The organism is Amnibacterium setariae, from assembly GCF_003581425.1.
GTDB lineage: Bacteria > Actinomycetota > Actinomycetes > Actinomycetales > Microbacteriaceae > Amnibacterium > Amnibacterium setariae.
This window is the reverse complement of record NZ_QXTG01000001.1, coordinates 751,062-769,932: the sequence shown is the minus strand read 5'-3', so window position 1 is coordinate 769,932 and position 18,871 is coordinate 751,062. Positions and strand designations below refer to the sequence as shown.

At 76.1% G+C, this 18,871-nt stretch carries 19 protein-coding genes; 9 read left to right on the top strand and 10 right to left on the bottom strand.

Annotated features, from left to right (window positions below):
• Positions 1–83 precede the first annotated feature (83 nt).
• On the top strand, positions 84–1,007 hold the full coding sequence (locus tag D1781_RS03980; RefSeq protein WP_119480947.1) for a S1C family serine protease: 924 nt from the start codon (positions 84–86) through the stop codon (positions 1,005–1,007).
• A 10-nt stretch (positions 1,008–1,017) separates the two neighbouring features.
• Here D1781_RS03980 and D1781_RS03975 read toward each other — a convergent pair whose 3' ends face one another.
• A complete protein-coding gene (locus D1781_RS03975; protein ID WP_119480946.1) occupies positions 1,018–1,443 on the bottom strand; it encodes a MarR family winged helix-turn-helix transcriptional regulator in 426 nt (141 codons plus the stop codon).
• Positions 1,444–1,499: 56 nt separating this feature from the next.
• Here D1781_RS03975 and D1781_RS03970 point away from each other — a divergent pair, with 56 nt between their 5' ends.
• The gene (locus D1781_RS03970) at positions 1,500–2,450 is read left to right on the top strand and encodes a quinone oxidoreductase family protein (protein ID WP_119480945.1); all 951 of its coding nucleotides are present in this window, start codon (positions 1,500–1,502) and stop codon (positions 2,448–2,450) included.
• On the opposite strand, the gene D1781_RS03965 is transcribed toward D1781_RS03970, so the two are convergent.
• The 5 genes from D1781_RS03965 to D1781_RS03945 form a co-directional block, all read right to left on the bottom strand.
• Complete coding sequence (locus tag D1781_RS03965; protein ID WP_119480944.1) at positions 2,451–3,755, bottom strand: D-arabinono-1,4-lactone oxidase; 1,305 nt, start codon at positions 3,753–3,755, stop codon at positions 2,451–2,453. It abuts the gene before it with no gap.
• A complete protein-coding gene (locus D1781_RS03960) occupies positions 3,752–4,972 on the bottom strand; it encodes a type III PLP-dependent enzyme domain-containing protein (protein WP_119480943.1) in 1,221 nt (406 codons plus the stop codon). Before D1781_RS03960 ends, D1781_RS03965 begins: the two co-directional genes overlap by 4 nt.
• Positions 4,969–6,204, bottom strand: coding sequence for an MFS transporter (locus D1781_RS03955; protein ID WP_233550970.1), 1,236 nt, complete (start codon positions 6,202–6,204; stop codon positions 4,969–4,971). The genes D1781_RS03960 and D1781_RS03955 overlap by 4 nt, the downstream gene beginning before the upstream one ends.
• A complete protein-coding gene (locus D1781_RS03950) occupies positions 6,201–6,803 on the bottom strand; it encodes a TetR/AcrR family transcriptional regulator (RefSeq protein WP_158589988.1) in 603 nt (200 codons plus the stop codon). The genes D1781_RS03955 and D1781_RS03950 overlap by 4 nt, the downstream gene beginning before the upstream one ends.
• Positions 6,804–6,939: 136 nt before the next feature.
• On the bottom strand, positions 6,940–8,607 hold the full coding sequence (locus tag D1781_RS03945) for an FAD-binding dehydrogenase (protein ID WP_119480941.1): 1,668 nt from the start codon (positions 8,605–8,607) through the stop codon (positions 6,940–6,942).
• Between the two features lie 156 nt (positions 8,608–8,763).
• Here D1781_RS03945 and D1781_RS03940 point away from each other — a divergent pair, with 156 nt between their 5' ends.
• The gene (locus D1781_RS03940) at positions 8,764–10,146 is read left to right on the top strand and encodes a serine/threonine-protein kinase (RefSeq protein ID WP_147392031.1); all 1,383 of its coding nucleotides are present in this window, start codon (positions 8,764–8,766) and stop codon (positions 10,144–10,146) included.
• A gap of 5 nt (positions 10,147–10,151) precedes the next feature.
• On the opposite strand, the gene D1781_RS03935 is transcribed toward D1781_RS03940, so the two are convergent.
• Positions 10,152–11,060, bottom strand: a complete 909-nt coding sequence (locus D1781_RS03935) for a carbohydrate ABC transporter permease (RefSeq protein ID WP_119480939.1) — start codon at positions 11,058–11,060, stop codon at positions 10,152–10,154.
• Between the two features lie 78 nt (positions 11,061–11,138).
• Here D1781_RS03935 and D1781_RS03930 point away from each other — a divergent pair, with 78 nt between their 5' ends.
• A complete protein-coding gene (locus D1781_RS03930) occupies positions 11,139–11,570 on the top strand; it encodes a TlpA family protein disulfide reductase (protein ID WP_119480938.1) in 432 nt (143 codons plus the stop codon).
• Positions 11,567–12,022 carry a DUF4395 domain-containing protein gene (locus D1781_RS03925; RefSeq protein ID WP_119480937.1) on the top strand — a complete coding sequence of 152 codons (456 nt, stop codon included), beginning with the start codon at positions 11,567–11,569 and terminating at the stop codon, positions 12,020–12,022. The genes D1781_RS03930 and D1781_RS03925 overlap by 4 nt, the downstream gene beginning before the upstream one ends.
• Here D1781_RS03925 and D1781_RS03920 read toward each other — a convergent pair.
• Entirely contained in the window at positions 12,006–13,214 is a 1,209-nt protein-coding gene (locus D1781_RS03920) for an MFS transporter (protein WP_119480936.1), read from the bottom strand. The two genes, D1781_RS03925 and D1781_RS03920, sit on opposite strands and share 17 nt — an antisense overlap.
• 66 nt (positions 13,215–13,280) lie before the next feature.
• Here D1781_RS03920 and D1781_RS03915 point away from each other — a divergent pair, with 66 nt between their 5' ends.
• Positions 13,281–13,835, top strand: coding sequence for an LOG family protein (locus D1781_RS03915; protein ID WP_233550968.1), 555 nt, complete (start codon positions 13,281–13,283; stop codon positions 13,833–13,835).
• Complete coding sequence (locus D1781_RS03910) at positions 13,832–14,227, top strand: NUDIX hydrolase (protein WP_119480935.1); 396 nt, start codon at positions 13,832–13,834, stop codon at positions 14,225–14,227. Before D1781_RS03915 ends, D1781_RS03910 begins: the two co-directional genes overlap by 4 nt.
• A gap of 61 nt (positions 14,228–14,288) precedes the next feature.
• Here the strand turns inward: D1781_RS03910 and D1781_RS17430 are convergent, their stop codons facing one another.
• Positions 14,289–15,164, bottom strand: coding sequence for an endonuclease domain-containing protein (locus tag D1781_RS17430; RefSeq protein WP_158589987.1), 876 nt, complete (start codon positions 15,162–15,164; stop codon positions 14,289–14,291).
• 195 nt (positions 15,165–15,359) lie between these two features.
• Here D1781_RS17430 and D1781_RS17425 point away from each other — a divergent pair, with 195 nt between their 5' ends.
• Together D1781_RS17425 and D1781_RS03900 are read left to right on the top strand one after the other, a co-directional pair.
• Positions 15,360–16,730, top strand: a complete 1,371-nt coding sequence (locus D1781_RS17425) for a sensor histidine kinase (RefSeq protein ID WP_158589986.1) — start codon at positions 15,360–15,362, stop codon at positions 16,728–16,730.
• The gene (locus tag D1781_RS03900; RefSeq protein WP_119480933.1) at positions 16,727–17,371 is read left to right on the top strand and encodes a response regulator transcription factor; all 645 of its coding nucleotides are present in this window, start codon (positions 16,727–16,729) and stop codon (positions 17,369–17,371) included. The genes D1781_RS17425 and D1781_RS03900 overlap by 4 nt, the downstream gene beginning before the upstream one ends.
• Before the next feature lie 82 nt (positions 17,372–17,453).
• Here D1781_RS03900 and D1781_RS03895 read toward each other — a convergent pair whose 3' ends face one another.
• The gene (locus D1781_RS03895) at positions 17,454–18,833 is read right to left on the bottom strand and encodes a GH1 family beta-glucosidase (RefSeq protein WP_119480932.1); all 1,380 of its coding nucleotides are present in this window, start codon (positions 18,831–18,833) and stop codon (positions 17,454–17,456) included.
• Positions 18,834–18,871 lie beyond the last annotated feature (38 nt).

Here is an 18,871-nt window from a genome sequence, read left to right as displayed (position 1 = left end):
CGTCCCGCGCGAGCACCGGGCAGGAGCATCCGCCGTCGGCGAACCCGCGCAGGGGCGCTGGGCGGCGGGTCCATCCCCCCTGCATGACCGATGCGGAGGCGCTCGACGCCTACTCCGAGACGGTGATCCGGGTCGCGGACGCCGTCGCCCCCTCCGTCGCCGCGGTGACCGTCCGGACGGCACGCGGCACCGGCGCCGGCAGCGCGACCGTGATCGCGCCGGCCGGCCACCTGCTGACCAGCGCCCACGTCGTCGAGGGCGCCGACCGCGTGGAGCTCGCGTTCGGCGACGGCACCGAGGCGCACGCCCGCGTGATCGGGCGCGACCCGCTGTCCGACCTCGCGGTCCTCCGCTCCGACGACCCGACCCCATCGCCCGTCCCGTTCGGCGACGCCGCGCGGCTGCGGGTCGGCCAGCTCGTCGTGGCGCTCGGCAACCCGCACGGCCTCGCGGGCAGCGTGACGGCCGGGATCGTCTCCGCGCTCGGCCGCTCGCTGCCCACCCGGGCGGGCCGGGTCGTGGACGAGGTCGTGCAGACCGACGCGGCGCTCAACCCGGGCAGCAGCGGCGGCGCGCTCGCGGACAGCGCCGGGCGGCTCGTGGGGGTGAGCACCGCGGTCGCCGGGGTCGGCCTCGGGCTCGCCGTCCCGATCTCCGCGACGACGCTCGAGATCATCGAGGCGCTGCGGACCCGCGGCCGGGTGCGGCGGGCCTGGCTCGGCATCGCGGGCGCGCGGGTCCGCCTCCGCCCCGAGATCGCGGCCCGGGTCGGCGCCCCGCACGGCGTGCAGGTCGCGTCCGTCGTCGCCGGCAGCCCGGCCGCCGCCGCGGGCGCGCGGCCGGGGGACGTCGTCGTGTCGCTCGGCGGCAGCCCGGTCGCGACCGTGACGGACATCACCCGGCTCATGGTCGAGCGGACGATCGGCACGCGGCTGGAGATGACGGTCTGGCGCAACGGCGCCCTCGTCGACGTGGTGGTCGAGCCGCAGGAGCTCCGCGCGGCCTGACCGGACCGTCTCAGAACGAGACGGGGAAGGCCTCCTCGAGCGCCGCGCTCAGCGACGCCTTGGCGTCCGCGGACAGCGGGACGACGGCGTCCGCGAGCAGCCCGGACACGCGCTCGGCGATGCGCTCGGCCTCCCGCAGGCCCTCGGCGGTCAGCCCGACGCGCACGACCCGGGCGTCCCCCTCCTCGGCCGTCCGCTCGACGAGCCCGCGCTGCTGCGCACGGTCGACGAGGCCGGTGACGCTCGACCGGTCGAGCCCGAGCCCGGCCGCCAGCTCGGCCATCCGCGGCCGGCGGTCGCGCAGCGCGCCGAGGACGCGGAGCTGGCTGAGGGAGATCCCCTCCTCCGCGGCGACGCGCGTCAGGCGGCTCATGACCTCGAACGACATGCGCACGAGCGCGTCGCGCAGCGCGGCGTCCTCCTCGGAGGTTGACATGGTTGGGACTCCAAACTACTTTGATTGGGAATCCCAATCATACCCGAGAGGATCCCATGCACGCCGCCGTCGTCGACGACTTCCGCACCCCGCCCGCCTACCGCGAGGTGACGCTCCCCGAGCCGCAGGAGGGGCAGGTGCCCGTCGACGTCGTGGCCGCGGCCCTCCATCCCCGCGTCCGGTCCCAGGCCGACGGGTCGCACTACACGAGCACCGACGCGCTGCCGCTCGTGCCCGGCGTGGACGGCGTCGGCCGCGACCCCGAGGGCGTGCTGCGGTACTTCGTCCTCCCCGGCACGGCGTGGGGGTCGATGGCGGAGCGCACGCTCGTCGACCCCGCCCGCAGCGCGCCGCTCCCCGACGGCGTGGACCCCGTCGTCGTCGCCGCGGCGATGAACCCGGCGATGTCCTCCTGGCTCGCCCTGACCCGCCGGGTCGAGCGGACCGCCGGCGCCCGCGTCCTCGTGCTCGGCGCGACCGGCAGCGCGGGCCGGCTGGCGGTGCAGGTCGCGAAGCGGCTCGGCGCCGCGCACGTGACGGCCGCCGGCCGGAACCGGGAGGAGCTCGAGCGGCTTCCCGCGCTCGGCGCGGACGCGGTCATCGCGCTGTCCGACGAGCCGGACGCGGTCCGCGCCGGCCTCGCGGCCGCGGGCCGCGACCTCGACGTCGTCCTCGACTACGTCTGGGGCGGCACCACCGCGACCGCGCTGCGTGCGGTCGTGCCCGCGCGCCGGGAGGACGACCGGCTGCTCACCTGGGTCCAGATCGGCTCGGTCGGCGGCCTGGAGTCGCCGATCCCCTCCGCGGCGCTGCGGGCGATGAACCTCCGCCTCGTCGGCAGCGGGCAGGGGTCGGTCGCCCCGAGCGACGTCGTCGCCGAGCTGCCCGCGATCGCGACGGAGATCACGACCGGCGGGTACGACGTCCGGGCTCGAGCGGTGCCGCTCCGCGACGTGCGGGCCGCGTGGACCGCGAGCACGGACGACCGCCTCGTGCTCGTCCCCTGACTACAGCGGGCCGAGCACGTGGTCGAGGTGCCGGTTCCGCAGCAGCCCGCCCGGGTCGAGGCGGCGGCGCACGGCGACGAAGTCGTCGAAGCGCGGGTAGCGCTCCCGCAGCTGCTCGGCGCCCCGCGTGTGCAGCTTGCCCCAGTGCGGCCGGCCCTCGAAGCCCGCGAAGACCCGCTCCGCGATGCGGAAGTACTCGCGGCGCACGTCACGGGCGTAGCAGTGCACCGCCACGTAGCCGGTCGCACGGCCGGCGGAGGTGCTGAGCCAGGCGCTGTCGTCCGCGGCGGCCGCGCGCACCTCGACCGGGAAGGAGATCCGCAGCCGGCTGCGCCGCAGGGCCGACCGGAAGGCCTCGAACGCCTCCGGCAGCCGCTCGAGCGGGACGGCCCACTCGGACTCCGCGAACCGCACCCGGCGCGGGGAGGTGAACACCTCGTGCGACGGCGCCGACCAGTCCCGCTCGGCGACGGTCCGCGCGGCGAGCCGGTTGATCGCCGGCACGAGCACCGGCGCGCGCCGCCCGACCCGGCAGGTCAGCTCGAACACGCCGTTCGACAGCACCTCGTCGTCGACGAACCGCCGGAGCCGGGAGGCGCTCGGTCCGACGGCGTCGAGCGGCACCCGGGTGTTCGTCTTCGTCAGCGCGAGGTCGGTGCCGGGGAACCAGTAGAACTCGAAGTGGTCCGCCGCGGCGACGCGGTCGAGGAGGCCGTCGACGACGGCGTCGAGCGGCTCCGCCCGCTCCTCCGCCGCGAGCCCGAAGGCGGGCACGCACTGCAGGGTCACCGCGGTGACGACGCCGAGCGCGCCGAGCGAGACGCGGGCGGCGGGCAGCAGCGGGTCGTCGCCGGCGAGGTCGAGCACGTCGCCGCCCGGCGTCACCAGCTGCAGGGCGACGACCTGCGACGCGATCGGGCCGAAGCCGGCGCCCGTGCCGTGGGTGCCCGTGCCGATCGCGCCGGCGATCGTCTGCCGGTCGATGTCCCCGAGGTTCGACAGGGCGAGCCCGAACCGGCCGGCGAGCCGCGCCGTCTGCGCGATGGTCGTGCCGCCGCCGACCGTGATCCGGCCGGCGTCGCGGTCGACGCCGCGCAGGCCGGCCAGCCCGGTCGTCTCGAGCAGCACCCCCTCGGTCCTGGCCAGCGCGGTGAAGCTGTGGGCGGAGCCGACCGGGCGCACCGTCAGCCCGTCGCGGGACGCCTGCTGGAACGCCCGGGCGACGGCCTCCGCGGACCTCGGCCGCACCGTGCGCGCCGGGGTCGACCGGCTCGTGCGGCCCCAGTTCGTCCAGGTGCCCGTCATGTGAACGTCATCCCCTCGCCGCGGTAGGTCGGCCACTCACCCTGCCGGACCCCGCCGCGGACGAGCCGGTACGCCGCGAGCCGCTCCGCGGGCTCTCCCGACTTCGCGTGCCGGAGGACGACGCGGTCGCCGGTCCGCAGCGCGCCGCCGCGCAGCGGCGTCTGCACCTCCCCGGCCTGCTCCCGCGCCTCGTAGGCCAGCCGCGGCGGCCAGACCGGCAGCGGCCGCCGGTCGGGCCCGATCGGGCCGGACGCGATCCACCCGCCGCCCTCGACCGTCGCGAGCCCCGTCTGCGGCGTGCGCACGACCGACAGGAGGAAGGAGGCGGCGGGCGCCGGGCGGAACGTGCGGTACCGGTCGAACAGGTGCCCGGCGAAGAGGCCGCTGCCCGCGGTGAGCTCGGTGACGGACGAGTCGGTGATCGTCGACTCGATCGAGCCGGTGCCGCCGCCGTTCACGAACTCGAGCTCGGCGATCTCGCTCAGGCCGGCGACCGCCGCCTCGCGGCGCGCGAAGGCCTGGGCGGCGGAGCGCCGCTTCACCTCGGCGATCACCCGCTCGTGCGCGAGGTTCGCGCCGTAGCGGTCCACGACGCCCGCGATCTGCGCCTCGTAGCCCATGAGGCCGACGAGCCGGAAGCCCGCGCGGCGGGCGACCTCCCGGCCGAGCGCGACGGCCGAGGCGGCGTCGCGGAGCGGGGAGCGCCGCACGCCGAGGTGGCCGAGCACGGGCAGGTCGATCGACATGTCGAGGTCGATCGCGACCCGCAGCTCGGGCCGGCGGTCGGGCGGGACGACCGCGTCGACGACGTCGAGCTGGTCGACCGAGTCGACCATGAGGGTGATGCGCCGGGCCGCCTCCTCGTCGCGGGCGAGAGCCGCGATCGCGCCGCGGTCGACGGTCGGGTAGCCGAGCACCACGTCGTCGATCCGCGTCGCGAGCCGGAGGGCCTCGCGCAGGGAGTAGGCCAGCACGCCGTGCCAGCCCGGCAGCGCGAGGACCGCCTCGATCGCCTCCCGGACGCGGAGGGACTTGGAGGCGAGCCGGATCGGCGTGCCGCCCGCACGCCGCACGAGGTCGGCCGCGTTCCAGGCCAGCGCGTCGAGCTCGAGCACGCCGACCGGGGCGTCGAGGTCCGCCGTGGCGGCGATCACGCCCGGCCAGAAGCGGTCGGGGGCGAGCCACGGGGTCGCGGCCGACGGTGCGAGGAGCGTCATGCGACGCTCCGCACCCGCGCCACGGCGACCGCGCCGAGCAGGGACAGTACCCCGGCGCCGAGGAACAGCGCCGGGAAGCCGCCGAACCCGACGATGAGGGCGGCGCCGAGCAGCGGCCCGAAGGCCTGCGGCACCGCGAGGGCGACGTTCATGATCCCCAGGTCCTTCCCGCGGTCGGCCGGGTCCGGCAGCACCTGCGTCGCGAGCGCCTGGTCCACCGCGAGGAAGACGCCGTAGCCCGCTCCGAGCAGCGCCGCGCCGACGAGCGCGGTGCCGTAGGCGGGTACGGCGGCGAGCAGCACCGCGGCCGCCGCCTGCAGCACGGCCGCCGCCGCGACGAACACCCGCCGCCGGCCCGTCCGGTCGCTGGCCCGCCCGGCGACCAGGCTCGCCACGACGAGCGCGACCAGGTAGACGAGCACGAGCGGCACCAGGTCGTCCTCCGCGTGCCGGTCGCCGAGACCCTCCGAGAGGAAGTAGAGGAGCAGGCTGGTCCCGAGGGCGTTGCCGAGGTTCACGAGCAGCCGGCCGGCCAGCGTCCACGCGAAGTCCGGGTGCGTCCGGGGGTCGATCCAGAGCGACCCGGTGATCTGCGCGAGCCGGAGGCGGGGCCGCGCGTCCCGGGCCGGGGCGTCGGGCACCGTGACGAGCAGCGGCAGCACCAGCGCGACCAGGACGACCGCGACGACGGCGTAGGACCCCGCGCGGGGCAGCGCGAGCGCCTCGATCAGCAGCAGCCCGAGGATCGTGCCGACCGCCTGGGGCACCGACACCCAGGCCGACACGACGCCGCGCTGGGCGACCGGCACCTGGTCGGCGATCAGCGCGGTGAGCGCGGAGGAGACGGCGGCGAACCCGGCGAGGGCGACCGCCCACGCGAGCGCGACGCCGGCGAGGGAGTCCTGCACGCCGAGCAGCAGCAGGCCCGCGGCGAACATCGCGGTGCCGATCGCGATCCAGGGGCGGCGACGCCCGAACCGCGAGACCGTCGCGTCCGACAGCGCGCCGACGACCGGGAACGCGATCAGCGCGGCGACGCCCGCCACGGCGGAGACCCAGCCGAACCGCACGACGGTGTCGACGAAGCCGCGCTCGGCCCCGGTGTCCGCGACCTGCGTCGGCAGCAGCAGCTGGATCACGGTGAGCTGCCCGAGCCACACGCCGAGCCACGCGATCGCGAACCCGGCCATCCAGCGGGCGCCGACGCGCGCGGTCGGCTCGACCGCGATCACGGGCGCTGCTCCTGCACGAGCGCGAGCAGCGCGCGGGTGCCCAGCGCGAGGGCGCGGCGGGCGGCCGCCTCGTCGCGGTCGACGAGCCAGCGGGCGGCGACGCCGTCCGTCAGCACGAGCACGAAGCGCGCGACGTCCGCCGACGGCACCGTCCAGCGCACGCCGAACCGCTCCTCCGCGGCCGCGACGAAGCCGGCGACGGAGGCCGCGTAGTGCTCGTAGACGGTCGCGGCCAGGTGGTGCAGGTCGGGGGACGCCCGGCTGAACGCGACGACGTCCTGCAGGGCGATCTCGACCGCGGGCTCGGCCGCAGCGCGGTCGAGCCAGCCCTGCAGCGCGCCGCCCGCGAACTCGTGGAGCGTGCCCGCCTCGCCGACGGCCTCGGCGACGGCCGCGGCCTGCGCCTCGAGGATCCCGGCGACGAGCTCCTCGAGCATCGCGGCGTGCGAGGCGAAGACGTAGTGGAAGCTCGCGGTCGGCATGCCGGCCTCGGCCGCGATGACGCGGGTGGAGGCGCGGGCGACGCCGTCCCGGGCGATCACGCGCAGCGCGGCGGCGAGCAGCGAGGCTCGCCGGTCCGCCACCGCGATCCGCTGCACGGCGCCTCCTCCGCGTCGAGTTGGACACCCGTCCAAGTCGATGCACCGTACCGCCGGGATCCGTTTTGAAGGACTTCTCGGCGGCGCGCGCGAAGAACTCCTTCAGAACGGAATCGCTGCATCCGCGGAGCGCGGGTCAGAGCGCGGCGGCGAGGCTCCTGCCGACGGTCCGGCCGGTGAAGAGGCAGCCGCCGAGGAAGGTGCCCTCGAGCGCGTTGTATCCGTGGGCGCCGCCGCCGCCGAAGCCCGCGGCCTCCCCCGCGGCCCACAGGCCCGGCAGGGGCGCCCCGTCCGCGCCGAGCGCGCGCCCGTCGAGGTCGGTCTGGATCCCGCCGAGCGTCTTCCGCGTCAGCACGTGGAGCTTGACTGCCACGAGCGGCCCGTTCGCCGGATCGAGGATGCGGTGCGGGGTCGCGACGCGGGTGAACCGGTCGCTGCGCGCCCGCCGCCCGTTGTGGATCGCCTGCACCTGCGCGTCCTTCGAGTACGGGTTCGTGAGCTCCGCGTCCCGCTCCCGGATCTGCCGCTCGATGAGGGCGCCGTCGAGCGGGGCGTCCGGCGCGATCCCGTTCATCCCGGCGACGAGGGCGGCCAGGTCGTCCGCGACCACCCAGTCCGCGCCGTGCTGCTCGAACGCGGCGACCGGCGGCGTCGGCCCCTTCCCGAGCCGGGTGCGGATCAGCAGCGGCCAGTCGTGGTCCGTGAGGTCCGGGTTCTGCTCCGAGCCCGACAGCGCGAACTCCTTCTCCACGATCCGCTGCGACGCGACGAACCAGGAGTGGTCGTAGGGCTGCAGCGCCGGGTCGGTCCGCAGCAGGCGGAGCGTGCCGAGCGTGTCGTGCCCCGGCAGCCCCGGCGCGGGCAGCCGGCGCCCCAGCGCGTCGAACCACATCGACGAGGGGCCGGGGAGGATTCGAATGCCGTGGCCGGCCCAGATCGGGTCCCAGTTCGCGACGCCCTCCGTGTAGTGCCACATGCGGTCCTTGTTCACGACCGCGGCGCCGGACGCCTCCGCGATCGCGAGCATCCGGCCGTCCACGTGCGCGGGCACGCCGGTCAGCATGGTCGCGGGCGGCGTCCCGAGCCGCTCGGGCCACATCGCCCGCACCAGGTCGTGGTCCGCGCCGATGCCGCCGGAGGCGATGACGACGGCCTGCGCGGTCAGCGCGAACTCCCCGACCTCGCGCCGGTTCGTCGCGACGCCGCGGGGCGCGTCGTCGGCGGCGAGCACCGCGCCGCGCACGCCGACGACCCGGCCGCCCTCGACGACCAGGCCGTCGACCCGGTGGCGGAACCGGAACCCGAGGCGCCCGGCCGCGGCCGCGGCGGTCGCCTTCGCCGCGAACGGCCCCGAGACGCCGGTTCCGGTGCCCCACGGGAGGTGGAAGCGGGGCACCGAGTTGCCGTGCCCGCCGGCGCGACCGTCGCCGCGCTCCGCCCAGCCGACGAGCGGCGTGAGCCGCACGCCCTGCTCGAGCAGCCAGGCGCGCTCCTCCCCCGCCGCGAAGTCGACGAACGCCTCGCCCCAGCGCGCGGCCCACCGGTCCTCCCCGTCGAGGCGGTCCCACTGCGCGCTGCCGCGCCAGTCCTGCCAGGCGAGCTCGCGGGAGTCGCGGATGCCCCACCGCCGCTGCTCGGGGGTGTCGACGAGGAACAGGCCGCCGAACGACCAGAAGGCCTGCCCGCCCAGGTTCGCCGCGCCCTCCTGCTCCACGAGCAGCACGCGGCGGCCGGCCGCCGTCAGCTCCGCGCAGGCGACGAGCCCCGCGAGCCCGCCCCCGACCACCAGCACATCGGCGTCCATCCCGCCTCCTCGTCGACGCAGTGAGCGCAAGGCTGCCACGCATCGCGTGCACCCGGTGCGGATCGCGCGCGCGAAGGCCGGAACCGGCCGGGAAGGGGCTGGGGACCGCCTGCATGCGGGCCGCCCGGCGACACGCCGGACCGTACGGTGAGCGCGATGCGGGGAGCGGAGATGCCGGAGGTCGCGCAGGCGCGGGCGCTGCCGGCCGTGCTCCACGACCGCTACCGGCTCGGGGAGCCGATCGGCCGCGGCGGCGCCTCCGTCGTCCTCCGCGCCCGCGACGAGCTGCTCGGCCGCGACGTCGCCGTGAAGGTGTTCACGGCGCGCGCGACGGAGCCGGGCGACCTGCGCGCGCAGGAGGCCGAGGCGCGGATGCTCGCCGCGATGAACCACCACGGGCTCGTCACCCTGCTCGATGCGGGCATCGACCTCACCGTGCCCGAGGCGCCGCAGGTCTACCTCGTGCTCGAGCTCGTCGAGGGCGCGGACCTGCGGACCGCGCTCCGCTCGGGGCCGCTGCGCCCGCTCGACGTCGCCTACCTCGGCTTCGACCTCGCCGGCGCGATCGGGTACGTGCACGAGCACGGCATCATCCACCGCGACGTGAAGCCGGCGAACGTGCTCGTCTCGGGGCTCGGCACCGACCGGCCGCGGGGGAAGCTCGCCGACTTCGGCATCGCCCTGCTCCGGGCCGCGTCGACCCGGCCGCAGGAGCAGACGACCGGCACCGCCGCCTACCTCAGCCCCGAGCAGGTCGAGGGCGCGCCGCTGGGGCCCGCGACGGACGTCTACTCGCTCGGCCTCGTGCTGCTCGAGTGCCTGACCGGGCACCCCGCCTACACGGGCGCGATCGTGGAGGCCGCGCTGGCCCGCCTCGAGCACGCGCCCGGCATCCCGGACGCCGTGCCGGCCGACCTGGCCGCGCTCATCCGCGCGATGACGGCGAACGACCCCACCGCCCGGCCGACGCCCGGCGAGGTCGAGCTCGCGTTCCGGCGGATGGTCATCGACCGGCTCGAGGAGGAGGGCGGCGGCCGCGCCCGGATCCCGGAGGCGGAGCGCCTCGCCGCGCTGCGCCGCTACGACCTGCTCGACACCCCGCCCGACGGCGGCTTCGACCGCATCGTCTCGGTCGCCGCCCGCACCGCCGGCATGCCGGTCGCGGCCGTCGCGCTCGCCGACTCGGGGCGGCTCTGGTTCAAGTCCCGCATCGGGATCGCGTGCGCCGAGCTGGCCCTGCCGCTCGACGGCGTGCCGTCGGGCGGCCTCCTGCCGAGGCCGACGGTGCTGCAGGACGGCGGCGGCGCGGCGCACCCGCTCCCGCCCGTCGCGCGGGACGCGGGTCTCGCGACCGTCGTCGGCGTGCCCCTGCTCACCACGGACGGCGTGAACCTCGGCGTGCTCCTCGTCGCCGACCGGCGGCCCGCCGCCGTGGACCGCGCCGTGCTCGCGACGCTCGAGGACCTCGCCGCGCTCGTCGTGCACGAGATGGAGCTGCGGCTCGCGGTCCGGCGCGCGGTCCGCCTCCACCGGGACTGAGCCGCTCAGCCCTTCAGCGAGCCCGCGGTGAGCCCGGCGGTGATGCGCCGCTGGAAGACGAGCACGAGCAGCACGAGCGGCGCCGACGCCACGACGCCCGCCGCCATCGTCGCCGCGCCGCCCGCGAGCTGGCCGCTGAAGTTCGCGACGACGACCGTGACGGTGATCGTCGGCTGCACCGCGAGCACCGCGGCGACGATGTACTCGTTCCAGGTCGCGATGAAGGTGAGCAGCGCGACCGTGACGACCGCGGGGCCGAGGAGCGGCAGCAGGACGCGCCGCACCGCCTGCGCGCGGGTGCAGCCGTCGACCCGGGCCGCGTCCTCCAGCTCCCAGGGCGCGTCGCTGAAGAAGATGCTCAGCGTCACGACCGCGAACGGCATCGCGAGGGCGACGTCCGGCACGATCAGCGCCTGGAAGGTGCTCGCCCAGCCGATCGTCGAGAAGAACGCGAACAGCGGGGTCAGCAGCGTCACCTGCGGCAGCATCGACGCCGCGAGCACGGCGCCGACCACGACCCCGCGGCCGCGGAAGCGGAACCGCGCGATCGCGTAGGCGCCGGAGACGGCGAGCAGCATCACGATCCCGGTCGTGGCGGCCGCGATCCCGAGGCTGTGGACCAGGCCGGGCACCAGCAGGTTCCCGGGCCGGAACGCCTCCCGGTAGTTCGCGAGGGTCGGCGACGTCGGCCAGAGCGTGGTGGCGTAGTAGGACGCGGGCTGCCGGATCGACGCGACGACCAGCCAGTAGACGGGCAGGAGGCACCAGAGCGCGATCACCGCCGCCTGGAGCGCGGTGCGCACGTCCCGCGCCCGGCCGCGCCGCCGGCGCGCACGCGACCGCCCGAGCACGGCGCGCTCCGCGCCCGCGACGACGGGTCCCGCGGTCGCGCTCATCGCGGCGACCCCGGGCACGGCATCAGGCCGGTATAGCAGCGCGTCACGGACGGTCACACAGGCCGTGCCCCGCGCCGCGCTGCCTACGCTCGCCGCATGTCCCCCTGGGCGGCCGGTGCGGTGCTCCTCGCCGTCGTGCTGCTCGCGACCGGCCTCGGGCTGCTGTCCCGGGCGCGCGCCGGCCGGGCGAGCACGGGCTCCGGGCGCGTGCTCGCGCCGGAGGACGTCGGCGCCGCTGCCGCGTTCGGCGCCCGCGCGACGCTCGTCCAGCTCTCCACCCCGACCTGCGCGCAGTGCCCCGGCACGGCACGCCTGCTCCGCGACGTCGCGGCGCAGCACCCGGGCGTCGTCCACCTCGAGGTCGACCTCGCCCGCCACCCCGAGGTCGCCGACCGCTTCGGCGTCCTCCAGACCCCGACCACCCTGCTCGTGGACGGCGACCGCCGCCTCCGCGCCCGCATCGGCGGCGCGCCGCGGCCCGACCACCTCGACCGCGAGCTCGAGACGCTCCTGAGGAGGACCCCGTGACCGCCGACCGCCCCCGCATCGACCCGCGCGGCCCGCGCTTCGGCGCCGGCATCACCGCCGTGCTCCTGCTCGTCGACCTGTTCCTCGCCCTCACCGGTGCGCGCGTCGCGGCGACCGTGCTGCTCGCGGCGATCGCGGCCGTCTTCGCGTGGGGCGCGTTCGCCGGGATCGAGCGGCACCCCTATGGCGCGCTGTTCCGCCGCCTCGTGCGCCCGCGGCTCGCCCCGCCCGCCGAGCTCGAGGAGGCCGCACCGCCGACCTTCGCGCAGGGCGTCGGCTTCGTGATCACGCTCGTCGGCGTCCTGCTCGGCGCGTTCGGGCTCGGAGCCGGCGTCGCGGTCGCCGCCGCGCTCGCCTTCGTCGCCGCGTTCCTCAACGCGGTGTTCGGCACCTGCCTGGGCTGCCGCCTGTACGTGCTGCTGCTCCGGGCGCGGGTCATCCGGCCGGCGTAGGCGCGCCCGCGGCCCGCGGTCGGCGGAGGCGGAGCAGCAGGATCGGGAACGCCGCGAGCCACGGCACGGCCACGAGCCCCAGCAGCAGCGACGGGTCGAGCCCCGCGATCGCTCCGGCGACTGCTGCGCCGATCGCGGCGGTGACCGCGCGGGTGCCGGCCGCGACGACGAAGACCTGCGCCCGCACGTCGGCCGGGCTCTCCTCCTGCCGCAGCCGGAGCATCGCGGCGACGCCCGTCGCGTCGGGCAGCCCGGACAGCCCCAGCGCCACGGCCGTGAGCACGAAGGAGGGGCTGACGGCGGCCAGCAGCGTCAGCACGCCGGTCGCGGCGAAGCTGCCCGCCATCATCAGCCGCGGCGGCACCGCCGCGACACGGCGGGTGATCGCGGGCACGGCGACGAGCAGCGCGCCGGTCACGCCGCCGATCGAGAACGCGGTGAGCAGCAGGCCGCCCGCGCTCTCCGGCAGGCCGCGGTGCACCGCCACCAGCACCGCGACGACCGGCATCATGCCGCCGCCGAGCTGCACGATCGCGCCCGCGAGCACGACCCGGGCGAGCGGGCCGTGGGTCACGAGGTGCCGGGTCGCCCGCGCGACGCCGCGCGCGAGCGAGCGGGGGTCGGCCGCGCCGCCGCGTCCCGCGATCGGCAGCAGCTGGAGCAGCAGGCCGCCGGCGAGCATGATCCCGGCGAGCGCGAGCAGCGCGCCGGTCGCGGTGAGCAGCGCGCTCATGCCCGCGACGATCGCCGGGCCCGCGATGCCGGCGAGGTTGTAGCTGAGGGCGTCGACGGCGAACCCGCGCGCGTGGTCGCCGGGCATCGCCTCGTCCACCCATGCGGAGAGGCCGCCGATGAACACGGGCACCACGCAGCCGCCGGCGAGCAGCCCCACGACCACCATCGGCAGGGGCACCTCGCCGACGAAGGCCGCGAGCGCGAGCGCGGCCGCCATGACCGCGCTCGCGCCGAGCATGAAGCGCTTCGGGAAGGCGACCGCGTCCGTGAGGGCGCCGATCACCGGCGCCGCGACGACGCTCGGCGCGTTCAGGACGGCGATCAGCAGACCGCCGATCGCGACGCTGTCGAGGCGGGAGGCCGCCGCGAGCGCCAGCGCGACGCCCGCGCCGTTCGTCACGAGCCGGACGGGGATCGCCCCCGCGAGGTACACCGCCTCCGCCCGCCTGCCCGACATCCCTCCAGCCTTCCAGCGGGCACCGACGGACGGCCTGTGGAGCGTTCCTCGCCTACGATGCGCCGGGTGACGGAACGGTCGATCTCCGCGGTGGCGGTGTTCTGCGGGGCGCGCGACGGCGTCGACCCGCGACACCTGGAGGCGGCGTCCGCCGTCGGCCGGACCCTCGCGGAACGCGGCATCACGGTCGTCTACGGCGGCGGCGGCACGGGCCTGATGGGCGCCGTCGCGAACGGCGCGCTCGGCGCGGGCGGCACCGTGATCGGCGTGATCCCGGAGGCGCTGGTCGGGCCGGAGCTCGCCCACCCGGACCTCGCCGAGCTGCACGTCGTGTCCACGATGGCCGAGCGGAAGGCGATGATGGCCGACCTCGCGGACGTGTTCGTCGCCCTTCCGGGCGGCGCCGGCACGCTCGAGGAGATCGTCGAGCAGTGGTCGTGGGCCATGCTCGGCTACCACTCGAAGCCCGTCGGGTTCCTCGACGTGGTCGGCTACTGGTCGCCGATGCAGGAGCTCGTGGCGCACATGCACGAGCAGGGCTTCCTGTCCGACCACGGCGCGTCGATGATCCGCTTCGAGACCTCCCTGGAGCCGCTCCTCTCCGCGCTCGAGGGCGCGTGACCGCTCCCGTCATCCGCGTCGTGGCGGCGCTGATCTCGGACGCCGACGGCCGGCTGCTGCTCGTGCGCAAGCGCGGCACGGACCGGTTCATGCAGGCGGGCGGCAAGCCGGAGGCGGGCGAGACGCCGCGCGCCGCGCTGGTCCGGGAGCTCGAGGAGGAGCTCGGCCTCCGCGTCCCCGAGGCCGCGCTCGCCCCGCTCGGCGCGTTCACGACCGAGGCGGCGAACGAGGCCGGCCACCGCCTCGAGGCGGACGTGTTCCGGCTCGAGGTCGCCGAGCCCGTTGCGCCGCAGGCCGAGATCGAGGAGCTCGTCTGGCTCGCCCCCGAGGACGCCCGCGCCCTCGGCCCGCGCCTGGCCCCGCTGGCCCACCTCCTCCTCCCCTCCCCCTGAACCTTGCTCACGCTTCTGGACGCCGGATCGGCGCTCCGGCGTCCAGAAGCGTGAGCGAAGTTCAGCCGACGAGGGACTTCACGCGGCGGATCAGCGCCGCCGCCTTCGGGCCCCGGAGCTGGTCGGCCGTCACCCGGATCACGGTCCAGCCCTGCTCGCGCATCCGCTCGTAGCGCTGGATGTCGTACTGGAACTGCTCGCGCTCGAGGTGGTCGCCGCCCTCGTACTCGACCGCGATGCGTCGGTCGCGCCAGACGAGGTCCGGATGCACGACCTCGCCCGGCAGCGCGACGTCGGCGTTCAGCTCCGGCTGCCGGATCCCCGCGCGGGTGAGCAGGAGGCGGACCCGCGTCTCGCCCGGGCTCGCGCACCCGGGTCGGATCTCGCGCAGCGCCTTCCGCAGCCGCTCGCCTGCGGGCCGATAGGGCGTCTCCGCCGCGGCGCGCATCGCGTCGAGCAGCCCCGGGTTTCGCCAGAGCACCGCGTCGCCGAGCTCGATCAGCTCGTCCACGGTCAGCAGCGGCGCCATCTGCGCCCACGCCTCGTCCATCCGGACCACCGGCAGCCCGGCGACGTCCACCACGGGCGGTGCGATGCGGATGCGGTGCCCGGCCACGCCCCGCGTCGTCGGCGCGCGCCCCGGCATCACGACGGACACGTGGAGGTCGAGCTCCTCCTCGAACACGCGGGCCAGCGGCAGCCCGTGCAGCAGGCAGGCGGTCTGGTGGCTGAACGCCTGACCGGGCTTCATGCGGACGCGGTAGGCGGTGCAGCGCTCGCGGAGGGATCCGAAGGCGCTGACGATCTGCACCCCGTGGAAGGGCCGGAGGATGTCGCGGCGTCGGAGGCGGCCGGGTCCGACGCCCATCCGCTCGGCGTCCTCGCGGCTGAAAGCGCGGCGCTGCAGGTCATCCGGGAGGGATCGGGGCTCGGCCATGGCCCCGCATGGTGCCCGCACCGCGTCCTCGAGCGCCCGCGTTCTCCACACCCACCACTTTGCTCACGCTTCTGGACGGCGGTTCGGCGAAGCGGCGTCCAGAAGCGTGAGCAAGGTAGGGGTGGGGAGAACCCCACCACGAAGACGGTTGCGGGCAGGATGGGCCCAGGACGCGCCCGACGCGACGCTCGAGTCATGACCACCGCCACCATCCCCGCCCCCGTGCCGCCGACGCCCGTGCGCTCCTCCCCCTCCTCCCCCGGCCGCCGCTACGGCCGGATGTGGGCGCGGACGCCGCGCGAGCTCGGCTACCTCGCGCTCACCGCCGTGATCGGGCTCGTCGTGTCCGTCGTCGCCTGGGGCGTCGTCGGCGCCGGATCCGCCTTCATCGTGCTCGGCGTCGCGCTGCTGATCGCGCTGATGCTCGGATCCCGCTACCTCGGGATCTGGGACCTCCGCCGCCTCCGCTGGGCGGGCACCGCCCCGATCGCCGAGCCGACCTGGGACCGGCCGTTCGCCGGCAAGCGCCCGCTCCGCGCGATCGGCGACGTGATCGCGAACCCGCACTACTGGCTCTACGCGCTGCACGCCTCGGTCGTCACGCCGGTGCTCGCGCTCATCACCTTCGTGATCTGGTCGACCTGGCTCGGCACCGCCCTCGTCGCCGTCACGTCGCCCGCCTGGGCCACGATCCGGGTCGCGCAGGGCGTGCCGCTCTGGCGGGGCGAGGAGGGCGGCGGGAACGTCGTCGCCTACCTGCTCTCGGCCGCCGGCGCCGACCGCGGGGCGGCGGGCTGGGCGATCGCCGGCGTCACCGCGCTCGGCCTGCTCATGCTCGCCCTGCTCCCCTTCATCACGCGCGGCCTCGTGCTCGCCCACCGGGGCGCTGCCCGCCTGCTGCTCGCGCGCTTCGCCTCGGAGGACCTGCGCGGCGAGGTCGCCCGGGCCGACGCGGCCCGCCTCGCGGCCGTGACCGCGGAGGACTCGGCGCTGCGCCGCCTCGAGCGCGACATCCACGACGGCCCGCAGCAGCACCTGCTCCGCCTGCAGATGGAGCTCGCGACCGCGGAGCGACGCCTCGACGGCGCGAGCCCGGAGGCGGCGGAGTCCCTCGCCACCGCCCGCCGGCTCGCGGGCGAGACGCTCGACGAGCTCCGCGCCCTCGCGCAGGGCTTCGCCCCGCCGCTGCTGCAGGACCGCGGCCTGTCCGCCGCCCTCGGCGCGCTCGGCCGTCGCGGCGCCGTGCCCGTGGAGACCGCGATCGCGGTGCGGGGCGAGCTGCCCGACGCCGTCGAGCGGAGCGTCTACTTCATCGCCGCGGAGCTGACGACGAACGCGATCAAGCACGCGGGCGCCTCCCGCATCCGGCTCGAGGCCCGCACGGAGGAGGAGCCCCGCGTGCTCCGCCTCGTCGTCACCGACGACGGCCGCGGCGGCGCCGCGACCGTGCCCGACCACGGCCTCGCCGGCATCGCCGACCGGGTCGCCGGGCTCGGCGGCACCCTCGCCGTGGTCAGCCCCGTCGGCGGTCCGACCGTCGCCGAGGTGCGGGTGCCCCTCTCGTGACCGCGCCGCTCCGCGTCGTCGTGGTGGAGGACTCGACGCTCCTCCGGGAGGGGCTGGTCCGCCTCCTGGAGGAGGACGGGATCGAGGTCCTCGCCGCCGTCGGCGACGCGGAGCGGCTGCCCGCGATCGTCAACGAGCGCCGGCCCGACGTGGTCCTGCTCGACATCCGCCTGCCGCCCACGCACCGCGACGAGGGCGTGCAGGCGGCCGTCGCGCTCCGCCGCACCCGGCCGGACGTCGGCGTGCTGCTGCTCAGCCAGTACGTCGAGTCGACCTACGCGGGCGAGCTGCTCGCCTCCGGCGCCCGCGGCGTCGGGTACCTGCTGAAGGACCGCGTGACGGACCTCGCGCAGCTGCACGACGCGGTCGAGCGGGTCGCGGCCGGCGGCACGGTGCTCGACCCGACGCTGGTGGAGCGCCTGCTCCGGGCGCGCAGCGACCCGCGTCTCACCCCGCGCGAGCGCGAGGTGCTCGCGCTCATGGCGGAGGGCCGCAGCAACGCCGCCATCGCCGCCCGGCTGGTCGTCGGTCAGGGCGCCGTCGAGAAGCACGTGACGAGCATCTTCGGCAAGCTCGGGCTCGAGGAGTCGCCGGAGGCGCACCGCCGCGTGCTCGCCGTCCTCCGCTACCTCGACGCCTAGACCGGCGCTTTGCTCACGCTTCTGGACGCCGCATCGTCGACGCGGCGTCCAGAAGCGTGAGCAAATTGGGTGTCGCGGAGGGCTAGCCCAGCTCGCCCGTGCGGATGACCTCCGCGTACCACTTGGCGCTGTCCTTCGGGATGCGCTCCTGGGTGTCGTAGTCGACGCGCACGATGCCGAACCGCTTCGAGTAGCCGTAGCCCCACTCGAAGTTGTCCATCAGCGACCAGACGAAGTAGCCCCGCAGGTCGACGCCCTGCGCGATCGCGTCCTGCGCCGCGGCGAAGTGCCGGCGGAGGTAGTCGGTGCGCTCGACGTCGTGCACCGCGCCGTCCTCGACGACGTCGGGGAACGCGGCGCCGTTCTCGGTCACCATCTGCGGCAGGTCCGGGTAGCGCTCGTGCACCGACACGAGCAGGTCCGTGAGCCCCTGCGGGTCGATGTTCCAGCCCATGTCGGTGAGCGGCCCCTCGAGCGGCAGGAACTCGACGGCCTCCGACCCGGGCCACGGGTTCGCGTCGCCGCCGCCGTGCCCGTCGTTGCGGGCGGCGACCCCGTCGCCCTCGTGCAGCCGCACGCGGGAGGTGGAGTAGTAGTTGATGCCGATCACGTCGATCGGCTGGTTGATCGCCTCGAGGTCGCCCTCCTGCACGAAGGACCAGTCGGTGATCGCCGCGGTGTCGCCGAACAGGTCGGGCGGGTACGCGCCCTCGAGCATCGGGCCGAGGAAGATCCGGTTGCCGACGGCGTCGACGCGGCGCACCGCCTCCGGCCCCGTCGGGCCCTCCGGCCGGAACACGTGGAGGTTCAGGGTGATCGAGATCTTCGCGTCGGGCAGCACCGAGCGGATCGCCTGCGCGCCGAGCCCGTGCGCGAGGTTGAGGTGGTGCGCGGCCTGGAGGGCCGCGAGCGGCTCCGTCCGCCCGGGCGCGTGCACGCCGGCGCCGTAGCCGAGGAACGCGGCGCACCACGGCTCGTTCAGCGTCGTCCAGGTGTCGACCCGGTCGCCGAGCGCCTCCGCGACGACGCGGGCGTAGTCCGCGAACGCCTCCGCGGTCGAGCGGACCGTCCAGCCGCCCTCGTCCTCGAGCACCTGCGGCAGGTCCCAGTGGTACAGCGTCACGATCGGCGTGATGTCCCGGGCGATCAGCCCGTCGACGAGCCGCGAGTAGAAGTCGAGCCCCGCCTGGTTCACGGCGCCGCGGCCGTCGGGCACGATCCGCGGCCAGGCGACGGAGAAGCGGTAGGCGTGCAGCCCGAGGGACTGCATGAGGTCGAGGTCCTCGTCCATCCGGTGGTAGTGGTCGTCCGCCACGTCGCCGGTGTCACCGCCCAGCGTCTTGCCGGGCGTGTGGCTGAACACGTCCCAGATCGACGGCTTCCTGCCGTCCTCGTCCACCGCCCCTTCGATCTGGTACGACGCCGTCGCACTGCCGAACACGAACCCGTCCGGGAACCCCATCGATCGACCTCCTCGTCGTGGCCGATCCTTCCACCCTC

Coding starts and splice junctions, on each gene's coding strand:
- D1781_RS03980 (WP_119480947.1), top strand. CDS start 84: ATGACCGATGCGGAGGCGCTCGACGCCTACTCCGAGACGGTGATCCGG.
- D1781_RS03975 (WP_119480946.1), bottom strand. CDS start 1,443: ATGTCAACCTCCGAGGAGGACGCCGCGCTGCGCGACGCGCTCGTGCGC.
- D1781_RS03970 (WP_119480945.1), top strand. CDS start 1,500: ATGCACGCCGCCGTCGTCGACGACTTCCGCACCCCGCCCGCCTACCGC.
- D1781_RS03965 (WP_119480944.1), bottom strand. CDS start 3,755: ATGACGGGCACCTGGACGAACTGGGGCCGCACGAGCCGGTCGACCCCG.
- D1781_RS03960 (WP_119480943.1), bottom strand. CDS start 4,972: ATGACGCTCCTCGCACCGTCGGCCGCGACCCCGTGGCTCGCCCCCGAC.
- D1781_RS03945 (WP_119480941.1), bottom strand. CDS start 8,607: ATGGACGCCGATGTGCTGGTGGTCGGGGGCGGGCTCGCGGGGCTCGTC.
- D1781_RS03940 (WP_147392031.1), top strand. CDS start 8,764: ATGCGGGGAGCGGAGATGCCGGAGGTCGCGCAGGCGCGGGCGCTGCCG.
- D1781_RS03930 (WP_119480938.1), top strand. CDS start 11,139: ATGTCCCCCTGGGCGGCCGGTGCGGTGCTCCTCGCCGTCGTGCTGCTC.
- D1781_RS03920 (WP_119480936.1), bottom strand. CDS start 13,214: ATGTCGGGCAGGCGGGCGGAGGCGGTGTACCTCGCGGGGGCGATCCCC.
- D1781_RS17430 (WP_158589987.1), bottom strand. CDS start 15,164: ATGGCCGAGCCCCGATCCCTCCCGGATGACCTGCAGCGCCGCGCTTTC.
- D1781_RS17425 (WP_158589986.1), top strand. CDS start 15,360: ATGACCACCGCCACCATCCCCGCCCCCGTGCCGCCGACGCCCGTGCGC.
- D1781_RS03895 (WP_119480932.1), bottom strand. CDS start 18,833: ATGGGGTTCCCGGACGGGTTCGTGTTCGGCAGTGCGACGGCGTCGTAC.